This window comes from Streptosporangium sp. H16 (genome assembly GCF_051918855.1).
In the GTDB taxonomy this organism is placed as follows: domain Bacteria; phylum Actinomycetota; class Actinomycetes; order Streptosporangiales; family Streptosporangiaceae; genus Streptosporangium.
The window spans coordinates 104623-123958 of sequence record NZ_JBPXMD010000024.1 but is presented as its reverse complement, the minus strand read 5'-3'; the positions used below and the strand labels follow the sequence as shown (position 1 = coordinate 123958).

The 19336-nt window shown below is 69.0% G+C and carries 13 protein-coding genes and 1 pseudogene; 2 read left to right on the top strand and 12 right to left on the bottom strand.

All coding sequences use genetic code 11. The features are described 5' to 3' along the window. Window positions 1-500: 500 nt before the first annotated feature. The gene (locus ACTOQ2_RS32125; protein ID WP_440104576.1) at window positions 501-1541 is read right to left on the bottom strand and encodes an ABC transporter substrate-binding protein; all 1041 of its coding nucleotides are present in this window, start codon (window positions 1539-1541) and stop codon (window positions 501-503) included. Window positions 1542-1931: 390 nt separating this feature from the next. Between ACTOQ2_RS32125 and ACTOQ2_RS32120 the strand changes: the two genes are divergently transcribed. Continuing rightward, window positions 1932-4973 carry a nitrate- and nitrite sensing domain-containing protein gene (locus tag ACTOQ2_RS32120; protein WP_440104575.1) on the top strand — a complete coding sequence of 1014 codons (3042 nt, stop codon included), beginning with the start codon at window positions 1932-1934 and terminating at the stop codon, window positions 4971-4973. Between the two features lies 1 nt (window position 4974). Next, window positions 4975-5598 (top strand): DUF742 domain-containing protein, encoded by a 624-nt coding sequence (locus ACTOQ2_RS32115; RefSeq protein WP_440104574.1) that lies wholly within the window; start codon window positions 4975-4977, stop codon window positions 5596-5598. Window positions 5599-5810: 212 nt separating this feature from the next. Here the strand turns inward: ACTOQ2_RS32115 and ACTOQ2_RS32110 are convergent. From ACTOQ2_RS32110 to ACTOQ2_RS32060, 11 genes and pseudogenes are all read right to left on the bottom strand, one after another. Next, window positions 5811-6524, bottom strand: a pseudogene (locus ACTOQ2_RS32110) (alpha/beta hydrolase); the annotation flags it as partial. Window positions 6525-6992: 468 nt separating this feature from the next. Beyond that, a complete protein-coding gene (locus ACTOQ2_RS32105) occupies window positions 6993-7202 on the bottom strand; it encodes a hypothetical protein (RefSeq protein ID WP_440104573.1) in 210 nt (69 codons plus the stop codon). A 2-nt stretch (window positions 7203-7204) separates the two neighbouring features. Further along, window positions 7205-7660 (bottom strand): hypothetical protein, encoded by a 456-nt coding sequence (locus ACTOQ2_RS32100; protein ID WP_440104572.1) that lies wholly within the window; start codon window positions 7658-7660, stop codon window positions 7205-7207. 54 nt (window positions 7661-7714) lie between these two features. Beyond that, the gene (locus tag ACTOQ2_RS32095; RefSeq protein ID WP_440104571.1) at window positions 7715-8947 is read right to left on the bottom strand and encodes a helix-turn-helix domain-containing protein; all 1233 of its coding nucleotides are present in this window, start codon (window positions 8945-8947) and stop codon (window positions 7715-7717) included. A gap of 68 nt (window positions 8948-9015) precedes the next feature. Continuing rightward, window positions 9016-10431, bottom strand: coding sequence for a replication initiator (locus ACTOQ2_RS32090; protein WP_440104570.1), 1416 nt, complete (start codon window positions 10429-10431; stop codon window positions 9016-9018). A gap of 698 nt (window positions 10432-11129) precedes the next feature. Further along, window positions 11130-12659 (bottom strand): recombinase family protein, encoded by a 1530-nt coding sequence (locus ACTOQ2_RS32085; RefSeq protein ID WP_440104569.1) that lies wholly within the window; start codon window positions 12657-12659, stop codon window positions 11130-11132. A gap of 107 nt (window positions 12660-12766) precedes the next feature. Beyond that, the gene (locus tag ACTOQ2_RS32080) at window positions 12767-13591 is read right to left on the bottom strand and encodes an alpha/beta fold hydrolase (RefSeq protein ID WP_440104568.1); all 825 of its coding nucleotides are present in this window, start codon (window positions 13589-13591) and stop codon (window positions 12767-12769) included. 12 nt (window positions 13592-13603) lie between these two features. Next, window positions 13604-14425, bottom strand: a complete 822-nt coding sequence (locus tag ACTOQ2_RS32075) for an alpha/beta fold hydrolase (RefSeq protein WP_440104567.1) — start codon at window positions 14423-14425, stop codon at window positions 13604-13606. A gap of 67 nt (window positions 14426-14492) precedes the next feature. Beyond that, window positions 14493-15791, bottom strand: a complete 1299-nt coding sequence (locus tag ACTOQ2_RS32070) for an MFS transporter (RefSeq protein ID WP_440104566.1) — start codon at window positions 15789-15791, stop codon at window positions 14493-14495. Window positions 15792-16161: 370 nt separating this feature from the next. After that, on the bottom strand, window positions 16162-16887 hold the full coding sequence (locus tag ACTOQ2_RS32065) for an alpha/beta fold hydrolase (protein ID WP_440104565.1): 726 nt from the start codon (window positions 16885-16887) through the stop codon (window positions 16162-16164). Window positions 16888-17001: 114 nt separating this feature from the next. Then, entirely contained in the window at window positions 17002-19233 is a 2232-nt protein-coding gene (locus ACTOQ2_RS32060) for an ATP-binding protein (protein ID WP_440104564.1), read from the bottom strand. Between the last annotated feature and the right edge of the window lie 103 nt (window positions 19234-19336).

The window sequence follows — 19336 nt, the reverse complement described above, 5'->3', positions numbered from 1 at the left end:
CCCGATCGGCGAACAGACAGGCGCCCGCCTCGGGAGCGCAGGAAGCCGCAGACGGAGCCGGTGGCCTTGCCAGCCGTGACGGTGGCGGTGGCGGTGGCGTCGAACTGGATCTCGTAGCCGCCCGCGACCGCCGAGGTGGGGCGGTGGAGGCGGGCACGCCGAGGAAGACGCCTCCACAGAAGAGACGCAGGCGTACCCCACGGTGGTTGCGCCGTGCGAGGCGACAGGATCGACGTCTGCGACCGGGATCAGCCGTCCGACCTTACGAACGGGCACAGGCCGGGCGCCTTCCCGATAACCACCGGTAAGCGGTGATCGGGTGAACACCCTGCGCCTTAACCCACTCCTTCACATTCACTCACGCATCCTGATACATGCTCCACCACCAACTGCTTCCAACCCTCCGGGGACGGGGTTTCGGGCCGTCTCCGGATCGGGACGCGCGGTCCGGTGTCCGGTTCGCGCCGTGCCGGCCGGCGGAACGCGACCCGGAGGACCCGTCAGCCCGGGATCCACTCCTTCCAGGTGATCCTGTTCGCGTTGATCCACTTCTGAGCCGCCTCGGCGGGGGCGAGGCCGTTGTTGACCATGTCGTTCGCCACCGCGTTCTGCTGCTCGTTCGTCCAGGAGAAGTTCCGCACCAGCTCGTAGGCCCTGCCCCCGGTGTCGGCGAACCGCCTGCTCACGATCTTGTCGAGCAGGTAGGGCGGGTAGTCGCACCGCACCTTGGCGGGGTCGGCGTCGCAGCCGATCGCGTACGGAGGAAGGTTGACCTTCACCAGCTTGATCTGGGTGAAGAGCCACTGCGGCTCGTAGAAGTACATCAGCAGCGAGGTCCGGTCGCGGGTCGCCCGTTTCGCGGCGTCGATCAGCGCTTTCTCGCTGCCCGCGTGGACGACCCGGTAGTCGAGGCCGAGATTGCGGACCAGGGCCTCGTCGTGGGTGACGTACGAGGGGTCCCCATCGAGAAGCTGGCCTAAATTGCCGGATTTATCCGTTTTGAAGAGGTGGGCGTACCTGTTGAGCTGCCGCCAGTCGGTGATCCCGGGATACTCGTCCGCCATCCACTGGGGGACGTACCAGCCGATGACCCCCCTGGTGCCGCTCCTTCCCGCGGAGACCGCGACCTTCTTCTCCTCGATGTAGGTCCGCTTCAGCGCCTCCCGCCCCCAGTTCTCCACGATCACGTCCACCGTGCCCTTCTCGAGGCCATCCCAGGACTCGGACGGGGTGAGTCTCACCGTCCGCACCTGGTAGCCGAGCTCCTGGGTGAGCAGCCGGCCGATGACGGCGGCGCCGGCCTCGTAGCCCGCCCCCTCGTTGAGGGCGATCCTCACGGTCCCGCCGGAGGCCGGGGGAGCCGGCGCGGCCGTCTCCGGCGCGTCCTGGCCGGTGCACGCGGCGAGGGAGACGAGTAACGCGGTGGCCGCGCCGAGCGCCAGGAGGCGGCGGGGGAGAGGGAGAGACGGGGGGAGGGGCAGGACGCGGGCGGTCGGGCGGGAGCCGCGAACCTGGCTCGCGACGTCGCCGGGTGTGGCCACGGTCTCCTCCAGGGCTCGCCGCCCGGATTCGGCGGGCCGGGGGCGCGGTGCGGGCTACGGATGTAGGGAGTCAAGATATGGCGTAAATATGGCGAATCACAATTTGTGATCCCCCCGGTGGCCGGCGCGCCCCCGTGGCGGGCTCTCGCAGCCGTAGAATGGAACGGTGCAAACGGTCATATAGGTTGGGAAATACCTAATAAGGGTATTCGGAGGGCCGGAAACAGGGTTCCAGCCATAGCTGGAGTCCCGGGTCCCGTCCCTGTCTCGCCGGAAATACCGCATTTACCGAGCTGCGTTCGCTTGGCCCCACGGGTTGATATGTGCTCGAATTGCCGGGGACCATGGGAAATTCGGCCAGAGGTTCATCCACCGAGAGGGCAGCGTTCGGTGAGTCCACACGAGATCCACGACGCGGGCAGTCGCCTGCGCCCGCGGAACTGGCGGGTACGCCGGCGCCTTGTCGCGCTCGTTCTGGTGCCCACGATCGCCGCGGTGCTGCTCGGCGGTGTCCAGGTGTTCGCCTCGATGCGCGCCGCGGGAGATTACCAGCGGGTCAACGACCTCGCCCGGCTCTCCGCCCACATCGGCACGCTCACCCACGAACTGGCCGAGGAACGCGACCACACCGCCTGGTTCATCGCCCTCGGCCGCCCGGAGAGCGGCGTGAAGAACGTGCGGGCCCAGATGGACCTGGTCGACGGCTCCGCGGCGCGCGTCCGCGAGAGCGGCTCCCTGCTCGGTGAGGAGGTGAGCGGCCGTACCAGGGACGAGGTCGAGAGCGCGATCACCCGGCTGGACGACCTCTTCCCGCTGCGCGAGCAGGCGCTGAGGTCGACGCTGCTGCCCGACGCGGCCATCGCCGCCTACTCCCTGCTCATCGCCGACCTGCTCTCCCTGTACGACGAGCTCGGCAAGGGCAGCGCCGACGACGTCCTGTTCGGCCAGGCGATCACCCTGGACGCGCTCGCCCGCGCCAAGGAGGCCATCTCCTTCCAGCGGGCGCTGCTGACGGTGGTGCTCGTGGCGGGCCGGTTCGAGCAGGGGCAGCTGGAGCAGTTCCTCGGCGCGCTCTCCACCGAGCGCAACGAGCGCAGGACCTTCGCCGCCGAGGCCGCAAGCCGGGACCGCCGCCTCTTCGACGAGACCGTCAACGGCCGCACCGCCGAACGCGCCGAACTCCTGCGCGAGCTGGTCCTGCTCCGCACGGCCTCCGGCGTCCCGCTGAGGGGCCTGACCCTGGAGCGGAAGGACGACGCCAAGGAGTGGTACGACGCGGTCACCGTCACCATCGGCCACATGCGCGAGGTCGAGGAGCGGCACGCCCAGGACATCGTCGCGCGCAGCCAGCGGCTCGGCGACGCCGAGCAGAGCCGCGCCCTGATGGTCGCCGCAGCCGTCGCCGCCCTGCTCGCGCTCGTGCTGGCGATCACCGTCGGGGTGGCGCGCTCGCTGGTGGTACCGCTGAGACGGCTGCGCAGGGAGGCGCTGGAAGTCGCGGGGGAGCGGCTGCCCGCGTACGTCCAGCGGGTCCGCGAGTCGCGCGAAGGGGAGATCACCGCCGACATGCCGCCGATCGGGGTGCTGTCGCGCGACGAGATCGGCGAGGTCGCCAGGGCGTTCGACGAGGTCCACCGGGAGGCCGTGCGGCTGGCGGGCGAGGAGGCCAGGCTGCGCGCCACCGTGAACGCGATGTTCGTCAACCTCTCGCGGCGGAGCCAGAGCCTGGTGGAACGCCAGCTCACCCTGGTCGAGCGGCTGGAGCGCGGCGAGCGCGACGACCAGCGGCTGGCGGACCTGTTCAAGCTCGACCACCTCGCCACCCGCATGCGCCGCAACAGCGAGAACCTGCTCGTCCTCGCCGGGCAGGAGGTGGCGCGGCGCTGGAGGCAGCCGGTCGAGCTGATGGACGTGGTCAGGGCCGCGCTGTCGGAGGTGGAGAACTACGAGCGGGTGACGAACCGGGTCCAGTCGGAGGTCGCCGTCGCGGGCCCCGCGGTGAGCGACGTGGTCCACCTGCTCGCCGAGCTGGTCGAGAACGCCGTCTCGTTCTCCCAGCCGGACACCAGGGTCACGGTGTCCAGCAGCCGGGTCGACGACGGCGGCGTGATGGTCTCGGTGACCGACAAGGGCATCGGCATGACGCTCGACGAGCTCTCCCAGGTCAACTGGCGGCTGGCCAACCCGCAGGCCGCGGACGCCTCGATCGCCCGCCACATGGGCCTCTTCGTCGTCAGCCGCCTCGCGCTCAAGCACGGCATCCGTGTCCAGCTCCGCCCCCAGGACGCCGGCCTGACCGCGATGATCATGATTCCCGAGGCGCTCCTCGTCCTGCCTCCCCTCGTGGGCCGGCCGACCGGCTACCCGCAGCTCGCGACGGCCTTCCCGGGTACGCCAGCGGGTGTGGCGGGTCTTCCCGCGGGTGTGGTCGGCTTCTCCGTGGAGGCGGACGGTTCCCCGTTCCCCGGTGACGCGGGCGGTTCGCCCGTCCCGCCGTTCCCGCACACCCCGGACGACGAGGACTACGGGGACGGCGGGGACGGCGGGGACGAGGCCGGCCAGGCCGTTCCGTTCCCGGAGGGTCCCGGGGGCACGGGCCGACCGGTCCCCTTGCTCGCCGCGCCCACGGCCGCGCAGGCACCTCCCCTGACGCGGGCGCCACTGCCCTCGCGGGTCAGGACGGACGCGGCCGCGCGGAGCGTGTGGAGCCCGCCCGCGGAGCGGCTTCGAGCGCAGGGGGAGCGGGGGGAGTTCCCGCCCGGCCCGTTCGACCGCCTTCCCGGGGCGCTCGACGGCTCGCCGGGTTCCCTCGGCCGCCCTCCGGGCCCGCTTGACGGCTCGCCCGGTTTCCTCGACGGCCTTCCCCCGGCGGACGAGACGGGTGAGGGGACCTCGGCGGAGCCGGAGGACGACTACCTGCCGATCTTCGCCGCGGTCGAGTCCGCCTGGTTCCGGACCGCCGCGCTCTCCAGCGAACCCGGTGCGCGGACGGCCCGTCCCGAGGCGGATGCCGCTTCCGGTCCTGTTCCCGATGACTCCGCCTCCGGCGACTCCTTCGACCTCGCCGGCTCCGTTTCCGAGGGCTCCGTCTCCGGTGGCCCCGCTCCCGAGGAACCCCGGGCCGAGCCCGAGCCGTGGACCTCGCCCGGTGACCTCGGCTGGCAGGCCGCGCAGGCGGCGAGCGCTCCCGTGCTCGGCGGTACGACCGAGGCCGGCCTGCCCAGGCGCACCCCCCGGGCCAACCTGGTCCCCGGCTCGGTCACGCCGCCCGTCGCGTCCGAGGCGTCCGAGGCGTCCGAGGCGTCTGAGTCGTCCCCGTCCCCGGCGCCGGCCAGGCCCGCCCTCTCGCCCGAGCGGGTGCGCAGCCGCATGGCGAGTTTCCAGGAGGGCGTGCGCAAGGCCCGCAACGAGCTCCCGAACCGGGAGCAGTAGCGTGCGGGCCGGCAACCGGGACCACGGGCGCGAGCTTCGCGACGATCACGCCTCCCCCCGGCAGGAGCGGTGGGACGAGCGGTGGGACGACACGCCCCGGTACGGCCTCCCGGCCAGGCCGGCGGCACACGGATGGCCCGCGCCGCCGCCCCCGTCCGCCCCGTTCGCGCCGCCCGCGCACGGTGCCGGGGCCGAGCCGCCGGGATACGGCTCCCCGGAGGAGCCGCCCGGGTTCGGAACCCGGCGGGACGGGCGCCTCGGGTACGAGCCGGAGCACGACGGGCCGGCCGAGGAGGAGAGCGCGCTGGTCCGGATGTACGCCGTGACCGGGGGACGGGTCGTGCCGAGTTCGAAGCTCGCCATGGAGGCGCTGGTCTCGACCACGACCACGACCCCGCTCGGCCTGTCCTACATCCGGGAATACCGCTTCATCAGCGATCTGTGCCGCAGCATCCGCTCGATCGCGGAGATATCCGCTCTCCTGGGTGTCCCCCTCGGCGTCACCCGCGTCCTGGTCTCCGACATGGAGTCCGAGGGCCTGGTGCGGATCCACCATCCCCGGGTCACCGCGGCGGGCCCCGGGCCCGACCTGCTCGAACGCGTCCTCAACCACCTCAGGGGCTAGGCTCGGCCAGCCCGGTGGGGGTTGGTGGCGCGCTCGTTGACGGCACCTCCGGCCGGGGGTGTCGAAGGTCGGGCCTGTCAGCAGTCGCCAGCCTTCGAACTCGATGAGGACGGTGGGGCCGCCGATGTGGGTGAACCTGACTTCCGTCATGCGCTGATCCTTCGGAGTGCCCGGGGGGACGGCCGGGTGGTGGTCCCCCCGGGGGGTCGACGTCAGGAGTGGTCGAGGGCCCAGGTGAGGGCGTAGTCGGCGATCTCCTCCCAGCCCTGCTCGGCGGGCATCAGGTGGGAGCGGCCGGGATACTCGACCACCTCGGTGACGGTGGCGGACTTGTAGTGCCTGGCGTTGGAGCGCTGGATCTTGGGCGGCATCAGGTGGTCGTTCTCGCCCGCGATGAACAGCAGCGGCCTGCGGTCGTCGTTGTGGTAGTCGACGTGGTTGTCGTCCTTGCCGGGGTGGATGTTGGCCAGCGCGCTGCCCCAGAAGATGTTGCCGGAGGCGGGGATGTGGTAGCGCTCGTAGGTCGCCCGCGCCTGGTCCTCGGGGAAGGTGTTGGTGAAGGCGTACTTCCACTGCTCGTAGGTGAACCCGACCGCCCTGTGCCGGTTGGCGGGGTTCTTCAACACCGGGAAGGTGGCGCGGATCTGCGACAGCGGGATCACCTGCACCCCCTCGGTGGGCGCGGAGTTGATCGCCACCCCGGCGGCGCCGTAGCCGTGGTCGAGCAGGATCTGGGTGAACACGCCGCCCGCGGAGTGGCCCATCAGGATGGGCGGCGTCTCCAGGCCTCCGATCAGGGTTTCCAGGCTCTCGATGATCTGCGGGACGGTCACCTTCTCGATCGGGGTGGGGTCGGCGTTGAGCGCCTCCACCTCCACCTCGAAACCCGGATAGGCCGGGGCCAGCACTCGAAATCCCTGAGCCTCGTAACGGGCGACCCAGTGCTCCCACTAGCATATTCGCTCAGGCCCTATTAAACAACGGACTGCGTATATCGCTCTGACCTGCTGAAACACTCAACTAAGGGTCTCTGACAGTCCACAGCCGGAGCTATCGGCGAGGATTTTCATTACATGGTCAAGGCGACAGCGCTTCGCGCCGTCGCACGGCGGGGCGCGCCCGCCCGCGCCGGACGGACATCGGGACCGGGCATGCGGCGTGGGCGCCGGTCCCGTCCCGCGCCCGCCCGGCGCGGACGGCCGGACCCCGCCGCCCGCCGCACGAGCCCGCCCGCCGCACCGAACATCCCGCCGACCGTGAACGCGCTGCCGCTACCTGGTTGACGCTGGAGGCCGTGACGATCGCTCACTCCGGGTTTCGCTGTTCGTGGTCGGGGCGATCGACTGCCGCGCCCCTCCTTCGTCGGGACTTGCCACCGGATGACATGGTTACCGTCAGGTGTTCCCAGCCTGCCGCAGCCGGTCCAACGCTTCGTTGACCAGGCGACCGAGGTTTCCCAGTTCATGCACCATCCGGTGACGTTCGTTGTCCTCCCAAGCCCTGATAGCCGCCCCCAGGTTGCCCGACCTACCGGCAGTGATGATGATCTCTTGGCCGTTGACGCGCTTCGTGGCCGCATCGCCCAGGATGACCCAGCCGTACACGGTCACGACCTCCGAGCAGCCAAGATCAGGTCAACGACCTTTTCCGGGTGTTCCCGTCCGACGGTTTGGAGGTCAGGGCCGTTGCGAATGGACACCAGGTAGCAGCCCGAGCGCGATCCCACGGTCACCGTGACGTCGCGCCAGCCTTGAGGACCGGTTACCGCAAGCTCAGGTGGGTGCCGGTTCATCCACGATCGGGAGTCAGGCCGGTTGGGCCAGTTCGGGGGGTTTAGGTGATCACCGTAGAGCCCGAGACTGATCGTGGTGTGACGCTGGGCACGGATGCCCCGCTCCGTGAGAAGCCGTTGCACAGCGCATAGTGCCTGGTCATGGCTTGCTGCTGTGCTCTCGTCGATTGTCTCTTCGAGTGCGCTTTGAAAGTGGGCACGCAGACGACGCGCGGTTTCCTCGTCGCCTGCGTCCCGCTGCTGCGGATCGCTCTCGTCCCTGAATGCCATGCAGGGGACCGTAAGCGCAGCTCACAAGGGCAAGGGTCCCAGAATGGGCCCCTCCTACATGGGTACCCCTACGGACTCGGCGAGTGCCATCGCGTCAGCCTTGAGAGGCCCGCGCGTGCTCGTGGCCAACTCGGCGACCAGCGACCGCGCAGAGGGGGTGAAGCGAACCGTCTCGGGAGAGGACTCACATGCCCGGTTCATGAAGTGCAGCGCCCCGGCTTTGTCGTCACGCTGGTCATACGCACGAGCGAACTCCACGAGCACCCGCGCGCGACGCTCAACTGAGGGCACCTGATTGAGGTCAATGGACTCGGCACGCTGGAGAGCGACACCAGGTGTACGGAGATCGACCCCGACAGAGACCGCGTGAATGTCGGTGTTGCCCTGGCTGAAGACCGTCCAGGCGTGGGTGTAGCCCTTGGGGAGTTGCCCGGCTACCGCGTTGGCCTCGTCCCAGTGACGCCAGGCATCCCCGTCCCTGCCCTCTCTGGCGTGCGTGATCGCGGCGTGCAGGTTGAGCGCCCCGTACATGCCCCGCATGTCGTTGGAGCCGTCTTCCAGGCGAGGCCGCAGCACGTCAACCGCTTCGTTCACCGCTCTGAGTGCCTCGTCGGCGTAACCGGTCTCCCGTAGGCCGTTGGCATAGGACCAGGCCGCGCCAGCGAGCGACAGCGGGTCATCGGCGTCTTGGGATGCCTGCCGAGCCCGGTCGGCAATGGTCCAGTACAGTTCCGGCTCGCACCCGTAGGCCATCGCCTGTTGGGTCAACCGGTAGATGTCAGCCAGCACCGCAGAGGCTTGCCGACGCTCCGGACCGTCCAGCGATCGAGTGAGCCGATGCCCATCAGTGAGCAGGTCGGGAAGCAGCGCGCCGACCTCCGTACGCTGGAAGCGCGAGGCGTGCCACAGCCGCCATGCTTCGGCGACACGTCCTCTGAGTACATCGACGGACGGAAGTTCCTCGTCGGTTTCGGAGGTCCACAGTCGCCCACGAACAGCGTCGCGAACCTCGGTAACGAAGGGGACCGTCATCCGGCCGACGTTGTTGATTGGCACGGGCGAACCACCACCGGTCAGCAAGGAAAGATCATTGATGCCGAGCGCAGTTGCCACGCGGGAGAGCAGTTCGTAGCTTCTCAGCTCTCGCTCGCCACGTTCGATCTTCTTCAACCAGGACGGCCCTCGTCCCACGAGCCCGGCGAGAACCGGCCGGGACATACCTCGTCGTTCGCGAAGAAGCTGGATGCGCTCGCCAGCGGTCAGGTCAGAGGGGATGTTCTCGGACACAGCCACCACCAGACGTAGAAGGCCAGCTCTCCTCTCAGGGTACGCCTCTCGTCTGAAGCGACGACAGGTCAAGCGGATTGCCTGTCTTTTCGTTCACGCGCGACTCTGCGAGCAGTGGCGATGCGTTCCCGAGCCACCTCCGCCCAGAAGGGTTCGCCGTGTCGGTGGCCGCTTCCGGCGTAGCGCCACTCAGACAGGGTCATCGTGGTCCCTTCGGCAGGATCGGGCAGCCCGAGGAGCGTTCGAACTTGCGCGGCGCGGTAGTCGGCACGGGTCCGGCGTAGCTCGCCGAGGGTCGTGGAGTAGTAACGGCTCTTGGTGGAGAAGTGGCCCCTGTACCCAAGCATGTGCGACCAATGCCGTAGCGGGAGCAGCCGGTATTGAGGCAGGCGGTTCAGGGCGAAGCAGGTGTAGATCATGCGCCGGGCATGTTCGGTCACGTCCAGTCCGGCGATGTCGGCGGCGTCTCGGATGCGTCGGTCCACCGTGCCCGCCGACTCGGCGCCCTTGGTCGCGTACTTGGCCACGTACGACGCCACCCGTTGATCACTCACGCCGTCAAGGTCGGTGGAGAGGTAGACCGGTCGCACGTCGAGCTGATCACCCCAGCGCAGCAGGACCGCAGGAGGAGCATCCGGCGATTGCTTGGAGGCAGGCACGATGACCTGTGCGGCGGCTTGCCGGATCGCGACATCCAGCAGCGGGGCAGTGGCCCAGTCCGGCGGAGGCGAGACGGGACCGTCCGGACCGTCGAGGCGGATCACCGCGTGGAAGTGGACCAGGCCGCGCGCTTGGTACTCGGCGACCTTGGCATACGACAGCCGCAACGTCTCACGCAGGTGAGCACGACGCACGCCGAGCAGCCGAGCCAGGACAGCGGGAAGTGCTTGGGTGAAACGGCGCCACAGCTCCCCCGCGTGAGCGTTCCACAAGACCGCGCCCTGGTAGTCATAACAGTCCACACAGAGCGGTTGTCCCACTTGCGGGTCCTCTCGGTCGTGGCGCTTGCCGCAGCCCTCGTATCGGCCATGGGGGCAGGTGGGGGAGTCGCGGCGGGGACGGCAGGGCAGGGTCTTGCCGTCCTTGCCCGTGCGGTGAGCGTGAACCGCGCCGAAGGAGGGAGCGGTGAAGGTGGCGAACACGCGAGGATGGCCGCCCACGTCCTCAGGGACGCCCTTGCCGCCACGTAGGCCGGAGATGATGAGGTGGTAGGTGTCGTCCTTGTACGTTGCCGAGCAGGCCGCACAGCGCGATGCACGCCGATTGCCGCAGGCCGTCAGCAGGAAGCCGGTAGGTTCGTCGGCCGTCCGGTAGACGTCGAGGATTTCACCGGTTGTGCCGTCGAAGGTCAGGCGTTCACCGTGCAGGCGGACCGGTTGGGCACAGCCACCGGTGGCGTAGACCATGCGTTGCCACCGGGCGAAGTCTGGCATGGCCGCCCGTTCGAGCACGGCTCTGGTCTCGGGTGACAGGTGGGGGATCACGCGACAGGCCCCCCGCTCTCGGCGGGAAGATCGGGCGCGTTGTCCGCGTATTCAAGACTGTGGATAGCGGCGATGCGCTGCCATTTTTCGACAGACCACCGGGGCGATTCAGCGATTTTGCGCTTGCACCACTCCTGAGCAAGCGTGGCGTACGGTCCCATTTCCTCGGGTACCAGCAGGGGCCTCCTTTCCTCGATGGAAGCCACCCACCACATCCGGAGACAGCAAAAGCACCAGCGCAGGGCAGGCCGAGGGCAGGTCACGGCTTGTGGGGCGATGGTGCTTTCAGCGAGAGAGGATCTTGGAGTGTTTGTATGCGACGTCTAACAACCGGTGAGCGCTGCCAGGTCTTGCGGCCTACCGTTGGGCCGGGGCCCTCCAACGGAACGGCTTGTCATTGCTTTTGCCCGGTGGCTTTATTGCGCTCGAATGGGTCGCGGCCGGTTCTCGCTTGTTTCGGAGTGGTCGGGGGCTGTTGGGTCTGTTCTAGGTCTATCAGATGTACAACGAATACGGGCAGCTCAGCGTTCCTTTCCGCGACCTTCTAAGCACGTCCCTGAACGTCCGTCGGCGTCCATAGAAGTCCGTAGACGTCCGTCGGCGTTTGCTGTTCTGGCGCAATAAGTAAGGGACCTGTATCCCTCAGGTAAGGGGTACGGGTCCCTTGGCGATCCGAAGACGTCTAGGACGTCTTGCGATCACTCGCGCCAGATGGGCACGAGGAGATCGGGGTTGAACGGTGTTCTGCCCCGTCCCCCGCTGGGGAGGATGATCACTGCGTGCAGTGCTTCGCGGATGTGCGCGCGCTTCAACGAGAGCGCGAGCCCGCCGTCGCTTTCCGGCAGATACCAGCGCCGCCGCATATCGGCAACGTCGATGGCGGCCTTGTTCTGTCGTCGCTCTTTTCCTGCCGTGAACTTTTCTTTCTCAAGCCTCAGGCGCTTAACTTCTTTTTCCAGCTTCGCGAGGATCCGGAAGTAGCGATCGTTTGATACGCCCTTCTCCATCCACCTGTCGGTCAGGGTGTCTATCTGCTCAAGTGTTTCTTTGAGCTCCGATTCACCCGACCATTCTTTCTCTTCCGGCAGAACGAACTGTGCCTCTTCCAGCTTGCCGAGAACGAGTTCCGAGATGAAGTAATCGACCAGGTCTCCCCGCCGTGCCACGCCAGCGCACCCGCCCTGCGCTGGAGGCTTGCAGGCGTATCGGAAAGTCTTCCCGCCGGGCTCGGACTTCACCCGCAAAGGCTTGTTGCAGGCTTTCCCGTTCTCTTTGAGCTTCCCGCACCGCACAATCCCGGTAAGCAAGTGTGTGGGGTCGCGGAAGTCGTGGGGCAAGTTTCCGACTATGTTGCCCTTCTGGTCAACGAGCTTGCCCCGACGTGCGTCGTCGATCGCGCGTACGGCCAGCCACTTCTCCGGGGAGACAATCCTTTCCCACTTGCCGACCACGGGATCACCGTTCTCATCACGCACCAACTCCCCGTCCAGTTCGCGCCAGCCGCAAATGCGGGCATTAGAAAGAACGTAGCCCACACTATTTGTTTTCCACGGATTACCTTTAGGTGTGAATATCCCTGCGCGGTTCCATGCGGCTGCGATCGATGCCCGGGACTGGCCCGCGATCCGCTTATCCATACCATCCGCAATTAGAGCGGCCTCGATGGGGTTGAGAGTCCGTTTGTCATCTTTCCATCCGAACGCCCTGTCAGCTCCGACAGGGATTCCCTCTTCGGCGCGACGCCGATGGGACTGCCGGACGCGGCGCTGGATCTTCCGAACTTCCTTCTTCGCCTGTACTGCGGCAGCGAGCCCAGCCGCTTCAACATCCTCGTTGTATAGATCGAGGATCCTGTCTACATCCGCGTAAACGAATCCCTCGTTATATGTGATCGAATCAACGAAGCGTTCGTAATCCCCAGGCCGCCGGACGAGTCGGTCCTCTAGCCAGACGACAACGCCCCGGACCGGCGTTCCGTCGATCAGTTCGCCCACCCAGAGCGCCTTTAACATTGCTTCGAAATCGTCACGAAAGACGTCGGCCCTGGCTGCTGACTTATCGTTGTCGGTGAACTCGTGGACTACCGTCCACCCATGCTTGGCTGCCGTCCGGCGATTGATCTTGTGTTGGTCCTTGACCCCGTGCTTGTCCCCAGCCTTGTCGGAGGAGATGCGCGCGTACGAGACGACAGGCACGTAGCCGGGTTCCAGGGCGGCGAGCTTTGGCATGGGCACTCCTTTATTGGGTCATGAGGTTACCTTCTTCCAGCTACGCGGAGTGACCCAGAAGCCGTGGATCAAGACGATCGTGTCGGGTTTCATGTCGGTTCCCCCTGCTATCGGGTGGCGGCGTAGGCGGACAGGACCACCGCGGTGGCGGCGGCGGGGTGGGACGTCATCACGACGTGCGAGGAGTCGATCTCGCGGACCTTGCTGCCGGCGCGTCCGGCCATGAAGCGCTGTGCGGCGGGCGGGATGACGTTGTCCCGGGTGGGGATCAGATACCAGGACGGGATGGTTTTCCAGGCCGGCGCGCCGCTGCCGTCGGACAGGCCGGTGACGCTGCCGGGCCGCTGGGTGGCCGCCATCTGCCGGGTCTTGGCGGCGGGCAGGTCGGCGGCGAAGACCTCGCGGAACTTGTCGGCGGTGATGTAGCCGTCGACGCCGTCCATGGTGCCGTCGGGCAGCGGGTAGTGCCTGGGCAGTAGCGCCTCGCCCAGTTTGCTGCCGGGGAACCGGCCGGCGAGCTGCAGGGCGCTCTCTCCCTGGTCGGGCGCGAACGCACCGAGGTAGACCAGGGCCTTGACGTTGTCGTGGCCGCGGGCGGCGTTGGTGATGACGATGCCGCCGTAGGAGTGGCCGGCGAGGATGATCGGGCCGGGGATGGTGTCCAGGACGCTGGAGATGTAGGCGGCGTCACCGGCGACGTCGCGCAGCGGGTTGGCCGGTGCGATCACCGGGAATCCGGCCCGCTGCAGCAGGGTGATCATGTCGTTGAAGCCGGAGGCGTCGGCGAACGCGCCGTGAACGAGTACCACGGTCGGCTTCGCGGTCGCGGTGCCGGTCGCGGTGCCGGTCGCGGTGGCGGGTGCGGTGGGCAGGCCGAGGGCCAGGAGGCAACCGGCGACGAGGATGCCCAGCAGGCGGCGCGGAGAAGTCATGGGGGTGCTCCTTCAGGCGTTCAGAAAGGCGAGCAGGTCGGCGTTGAGTTCGCGCTCGAAGGCACCGGCCAGGCCGTGCGGGGCGCCCTCGTAGATCTTGAGTGTGGAGCCCTTGACCAGCCTGGAGCTCTCCAGCGCCGAGGCGACGACGGGCACGATCTGGTCGTCGTCGCCGTGCGCGATCAGGGTAGGGACGTCGAAGCGCTTGAGGTCCTCGGCGAAGTCGGTCTCGGAGAAGGCTCTGATGCAGTCGAGCGCGCCCTTGAGGCCGACCTGCATGCTCCACAGCCAGAACGCGTCGATGACGCCCTGCGACACCTGGGCGCCGGGCCGGTTGTAGCCGTAGAAGGGCACGGCCAGTTCCTTGTAGAACTGCGAGCGGTCGGCCTCGACGCCACCCCGGATGGTGTCGAACACCTCGATCGGCAACCCGGCGGGGTTGGCCTCGGTCTTGAGCATCAGCGGCGGCACCGCGCCCAGCAACACGGCCTTGCTCACCCGGGAGGTGCCGTGGCGGCCGATGTAGCGGGTCACCTCGCCGCCCCCGGTGGAGTGCCCGACCAGGATCGCGTCGCGCAGGTCTAGCGTGTCCAGGAGGGTGGACAGGTCGTCGGCGTAGGTGTCCATGTCGTTGCCGTTCCAGGGCTGGCCGGAGCGGCCGTGGCCGCGGCGGTCGTGCGCCACGGCGCGGAAGCCGTGGGAGGCGGCCAGGTGGAGCTGGTTGTCCCAGGCGTCGGCGTTCAGCGGCCAGCCGTGGCTGAAGACGACGGGCTGACCGCTGCCCCAGTCCTTGTAGAAGATCTGCGTACCGTCGGCGGTGCTCACGTAGGGCATCTCGCGGCCTTTCTGATCGGTGTTCGGTGGGCTCGACGCTAGATCCGCGGCCCTCGGCGGCCATCCGTCAGATGACTGCACCTGTACGGATCGCCGGTTCGCTCACGGCTTCGGTCAGGCTCCGGTGGCGGGTTTCCGGGGCGAACAGGACCGCGGTGAAGGCGAGCACCGAGCAGGCCACCACCAGCAGGGCGATGGGCCAGGACACGCCACCGGCGCCCGCGACCAGGCCTGCCGCCACGAGCGGGGCGGGGCCGCTGGTCAGCGCGGCCGTCCACTCGCGGGCGATCGTGACGCCGCTGTAGCGATGGCGGGTGTCGAACAGCTCGGTCAGCAGCGAGGCCAGCACGGCGAACATCCCGGCGACGCAGACGCCGTACCCCAGCACGACCGCGAGGATCACCAGCTCGGGGCGGCCGGTGTCGATCAACCAGAACATCGGGAAGGCGAACACGGCGAGCAGAAGCGCCGTACCGAGGAAGACGGGACGGCGGCCGACGCGGTCGGCCAGCAGCCCGAACAGCGGCGTGACCGCGATCGCCACCGCGGCGGAGAGCAGTTTGGCGACCAGGCCCACCGTGGCCGGCAGACCGAGCGTCCTGGTCACGTACGACAACACGAAAACACTGAAGATGTAGGCGATCGCACCGAAGGGGGCGTTGGCCGCGAAGGCGATCAGCAGGATCCGCGGCTGCCTTCTGACGACCTCCAGCGCCGGGAAACGGCTCAGGCCTCGCGCCCGCTCGCGCTCGAAGAGCTCCGACTCCGGCACCCGGAACCTGAGGGACAGCCCCACGCCCACGCCCACGAGGCTGAGCAGGAACGGTAACCGCCACCCCCAGGTCTCGAACGACGGCAGCGCCGTGACCGCGGTGAAGACCAGCGTGGCGGTCAGGATTCCGATCTGGACGCCCGCCCCGGGGAGCGAGGCCCACAGGCCCCGCCGGCGGGGGGCACTGGTCTCGGCCACCAGGACCAGGGCGCCCGCGTACTCGGCTCCCGCGCCGAAACCCTGCGCCAGCCGGAGCAGCACGAGCAGGACGGGCGCCGCCAGGCCCACCTGCTCGTAGGTGGGCAGCAGTCCGATGCCGACCGTGGACAGTCCCATGAGCAGCAGCGTCACGACCAGCATGGGCTTACGCCCGACGCGATCGCCGAAGTGGGCGAACACGACACCGCCGATCGGGCGGGCCAGGAATCCGACCGCGAACGCGGCGAAGGAGCCGAGGGTGCCCGCGAGGGGCATGTCGGCCGGGAAGAACTGTTCGTCGAAGACGATCGCCGCTCCGAGGCCGAAGAGGGCGTGGTCGTAGAATTCGAGCGCGGTGCCGACGACAGCGGCTTTGGTCACCGGTCTACCTGTCATGTCTGCCTCCTTTTGTCAGGGCCGAGCACCCGCGCCGGAAAGCGCCGGGCCCGATCGATCGCCGCCTGGGCGGCATGGGTGCCGCGCGGGGCGTTGAGCGTGAGAGATCCGCGGATGACGTCCTGGTGGCGCACCGCGGTCACGGGCACGCCAGTCGCGGGTTCTGGCGGCGCGGGCCTCGCCCTCGTCCCGCGGCGCATCGGCCTCGACGGCGATGACCAGGTCCGGCGAAAGACCGGCCGGTTCCCCCGTCGAGGCGAGGGAGGGTTTCTTGTTTCCTGTTCGAACGCCCTGTGAGCAGCGCCTTACCGCTTCATGGAACTGTCCGGCCGGATGTGACCGGTGTCCGGCCCCGCGAGGGCGGACGTCGTCAGGCGGCGGCCTCGCGGATGAGGTCGGCGACCGCGGCGGGCTGGGATATGTGGACGGCGTGGCTGCCGACGACCTCGACGACCTTCGCTCCGGCGCGCTCGGCCATCATGCGCTGGGCCGGCGGCGGGATCATCCGGTCCTCGATCGCGACGAGGTACCAGCTGGGCTTGTGCCGCCAGGCCGGCTCGGTGACCGCCCCGCCGAAGGCGTCCACGCCCCACGGGACCTGGGAGTCCGCCATGAACGCGGCCACCTGGTCGGGCAGGTCGGCGGCGAACGAGGCGGCGAACCTGTCGCGCTCGAGAAAGAGGAAGCCCTCCACGGGAGGGAGGACGGGCGGCACCGGCGCGCCGGGCGGCGGGGCGGCGATGAGGGTGTCGACCGATTCGCCCGTGTTGGGGGCGAACGCGGCGATGAGGGTGTCGACCGATTCGCCGGTGTCGGGGGCGAACGCGGCGATGTACGCCAGTGACGCGACGTTGGGGTGGGTACCGGCCTCGCTGATGACGACCCCGCCGTAGGAGTGGCCGACCAGGACGGCCGGGCCGTCGAGACCGTCCAGGATCCGACGGATCATCGCGGCGTCGCCCTCCAGCGACAGCGTCGGGTTCTGCGCGACGCGGACGCGGAGCCCGTCCCCGGCCAGCTCGTCGTAGACGCCCTGCCAGCCGGATCCGTCCACGAAGCCACCGTGCACGAGCACGATGTTCCCGATGGTGGTCATGGTCGCTCCTGAGCTGGATTGACAGGCCCGGTGTCTGTCCCGGTGCACTCCATCCAAGTCGTGCGTACGCGGCCCGGCCACGCAGAACAGGACGCAGAAGTAGGGCGGAAACCGTCAGGGCGCGGCGTCCGCCAGGCCGCGGCAGCGGCTGCTCGCCTCGGCGTCGCCGACGGCCTCGTACACCTCTGCCGCCCGCGCATAGGCATGGCGGCTCTCGCCGGTGCGTTCCTCGTCGGCCAGCAAGGCCGCCAGCGTCTCCAGGGAGCGGGCCTGCGGGACGGGCAACCGAGCCTGCTCCATGAGGCTGATCGCCTCGGTGAGCTTGGTGATCGCTTCGGCCCGTTGACCGAGCAGTCCCAGGCATTCGCCGACGCGGGCGAGCGCGATCGGCCGGGTGAACGCCGCGACGCCCGGCGTCATCCCCGACCGGTCGTCGTTCAGCAGGGCCCACAGGTCGAGGTACTGCTCCAGTGCCTCGGTGTGGCGTCCGGCGTCGCGAAGACAGGTGCCGAGGGCGCCGAGACAGTGGCAGTACCGATCGATGTCGCCGTTGGCCTTGAAGATCTTCGCCGCCTGGGTTTCCGACACGATGGCCTCATCGAGCCGCCCGAGCCGTCGAAGCGCGCCCCCCGCATGGTGGTGGGCCAAGGCGATCTGCGTGGTGGCACCACTGCGCGTGGCCAGGTCCATCGCCTGGGCCGTGTAGCGCAGTGTGGTCTCCGGGTCATCTCGCGGCACCAGGTGGACCCAGGCCAGCAGGTTCAGCTGCTCGGCCTGCCGGCCCGTATCGCCCAGGGAGGCGGCTGCCTCGGCACCGAGGGTGAAGACCTCGTACCAGTGCGGCGCGTGCATCCACCGGTCGGAGAACCAGTGCATCGACTCGGCGCAGTCGAGGACGGCGGCGAACCGGTCGGTGCTCGCCATGTGGCGTAACGCGCCCAGCCAGTTGTCCGCGTTCGCGCGCAGCCAGTGGTCGGCTTCCTCCGGGGAGGACAGGGCGGCGAGGCCGGGGGCGGACCGGTCGGGAGGGCCGTACCCGGGCTCGAACCACCGCCCGGCGGTGGTGGCCGTCCGCACCAGCCACGACGTCATCGTCACGGTGAGCGTGTCGCGCTCGTCGGCGGGTTCCTCCTCCCGAAGCCGGTCGCGGGCGAACAGCCGGACCAGGTCGTGGAAGCGGTAGCGTCCCGACGTGCTGTCCTGCAGCAGGCCGAGGTCCACGAGTTCGTCGAGGGCGTCCCACGCCCCCTCGATCGACGTGCCGCCCACCACGGCGGCGAGAGCGGCGTCGAAGCTGCGACCCGGCACCAGGGCGAGCCGGCGGAAGAGCCGTCGCGTCGCGTGGGCCAGCTGCTCGTAGGACAACCCGAACGCGCCGGCGATCTTGAGGTCGCCGGCGCTGAGCTGGTCCAGGCGGCGCTCCTCGTTCGTCAGCCGGGCGGCGAGGTCGGTGGCGTTCCAGCCGGGCCGGCTGACCAGCCGATTTCCGGCGATCCGGAGCGCGAGGGGCAGACCGCCGCACAGGCGCGCGAGCCGCCGGACGGCTGGTCCATCGTCCGAGGCGCCGCGGTCTTTCAGGATTCCGTTCAGCAGCTCGGTGGCCTCCGGCAGGGGCAAGGGCCCGAGGCCGAGTCTGCGCACTCCTTCCAGACCGGCCAGCAGGCGGCGACTGGTCACCAGGGCCTTGCCCGCGCCCCCGCCGGGCAGCAGCGGCCGGACCTGCTCCTCGGAGGCGGCGTTGTCGAGCACGATCAGCGCGCGCCGCTCACGCAGCAGGGACCGGTACAAGGACGCACGCCCGGCGACGTCGCCCGGCATCCGCTGATCCGCGATGCCGAGTGCGCGAAGCAGCGTGCCCAGGGCCTCGTCGACGGGCAGCGGCTGCGGAGACATACCGAACAGGTCGAGGAAGAACACCCCGCTGGGGAAGTCCGGCCGCAGGGCATGGGCGGCGCGGACGGTCAACGTGGTCTTGCCCAGCCCGGCGGAGCCGGTGACGAGCCGCACGCCCGCGGCGCCCGGCGCGTCCCCGGCGTGCGCCAGCTCGCCGGTCCAGGCCAGCTCCGCGGCCCGGCCGGTGAAGTCGTCGACGGAGCGCGGCAGCTCGCACAGCCCGGTCGGGCGGGCCCAGCGGTCGCGCAGGCGGCCCTCGCGCGCCAGCTCGACGAGTTGTTCGCGGTCGGCGCCGGCCAGGCGAAGGGCGTCGGCCAGCGCGGTGACGGTCCGGTGCTGGGGGCCCTTGCTGCGTCCGCGTTCCATGTCCGACAGCGTCCGGTCACTCACCCCCGACGCCTCGGCGAGTTGCTCCAGCGTCAGGCGGGCCGCGTGCCGATGGCGACGCAGCACCTCCGCGAAGCTGGCCGGGGTGGTGATCGAGTGCTCCTTCTCCGCGCTCTGGTGGAGATCACATAAAGCTTACGTGGAAAACCGGCGCTCCCAAGATCCACGA

Coding starts and splice junctions, on each gene's coding strand:
- ACTOQ2_RS32080 (WP_440104568.1), bottom strand. CDS start 13,591: ATGACTTCTCCGCGCCGCCTGCTGGGCATCCTCGTCGCCGGTTGCCTC.
- ACTOQ2_RS32065 (WP_440104565.1), bottom strand. CDS start 16,887: ATGACCACCATCGGGAACATCGTGCTCGTGCACGGTGGCTTCGTGGAC.
- ACTOQ2_RS32085 (WP_440104569.1), bottom strand. CDS start 12,659: ATGCCAAAGCTCGCCGCCCTGGAACCCGGCTACGTGCCTGTCGTCTCG.
- ACTOQ2_RS32100 (WP_440104572.1), bottom strand. CDS start 7,660: ATGGCATTCAGGGACGAGAGCGATCCGCAGCAGCGGGACGCAGGCGAC.
- ACTOQ2_RS32070 (WP_440104566.1), bottom strand. CDS start 15,791: ATGACAGGTAGACCGGTGACCAAAGCCGCTGTCGTCGGCACCGCGCTC.
- ACTOQ2_RS32075 (WP_440104567.1), bottom strand. CDS start 14,425: ATGCCCTACGTGAGCACCGCCGACGGTACGCAGATCTTCTACAAGGAC.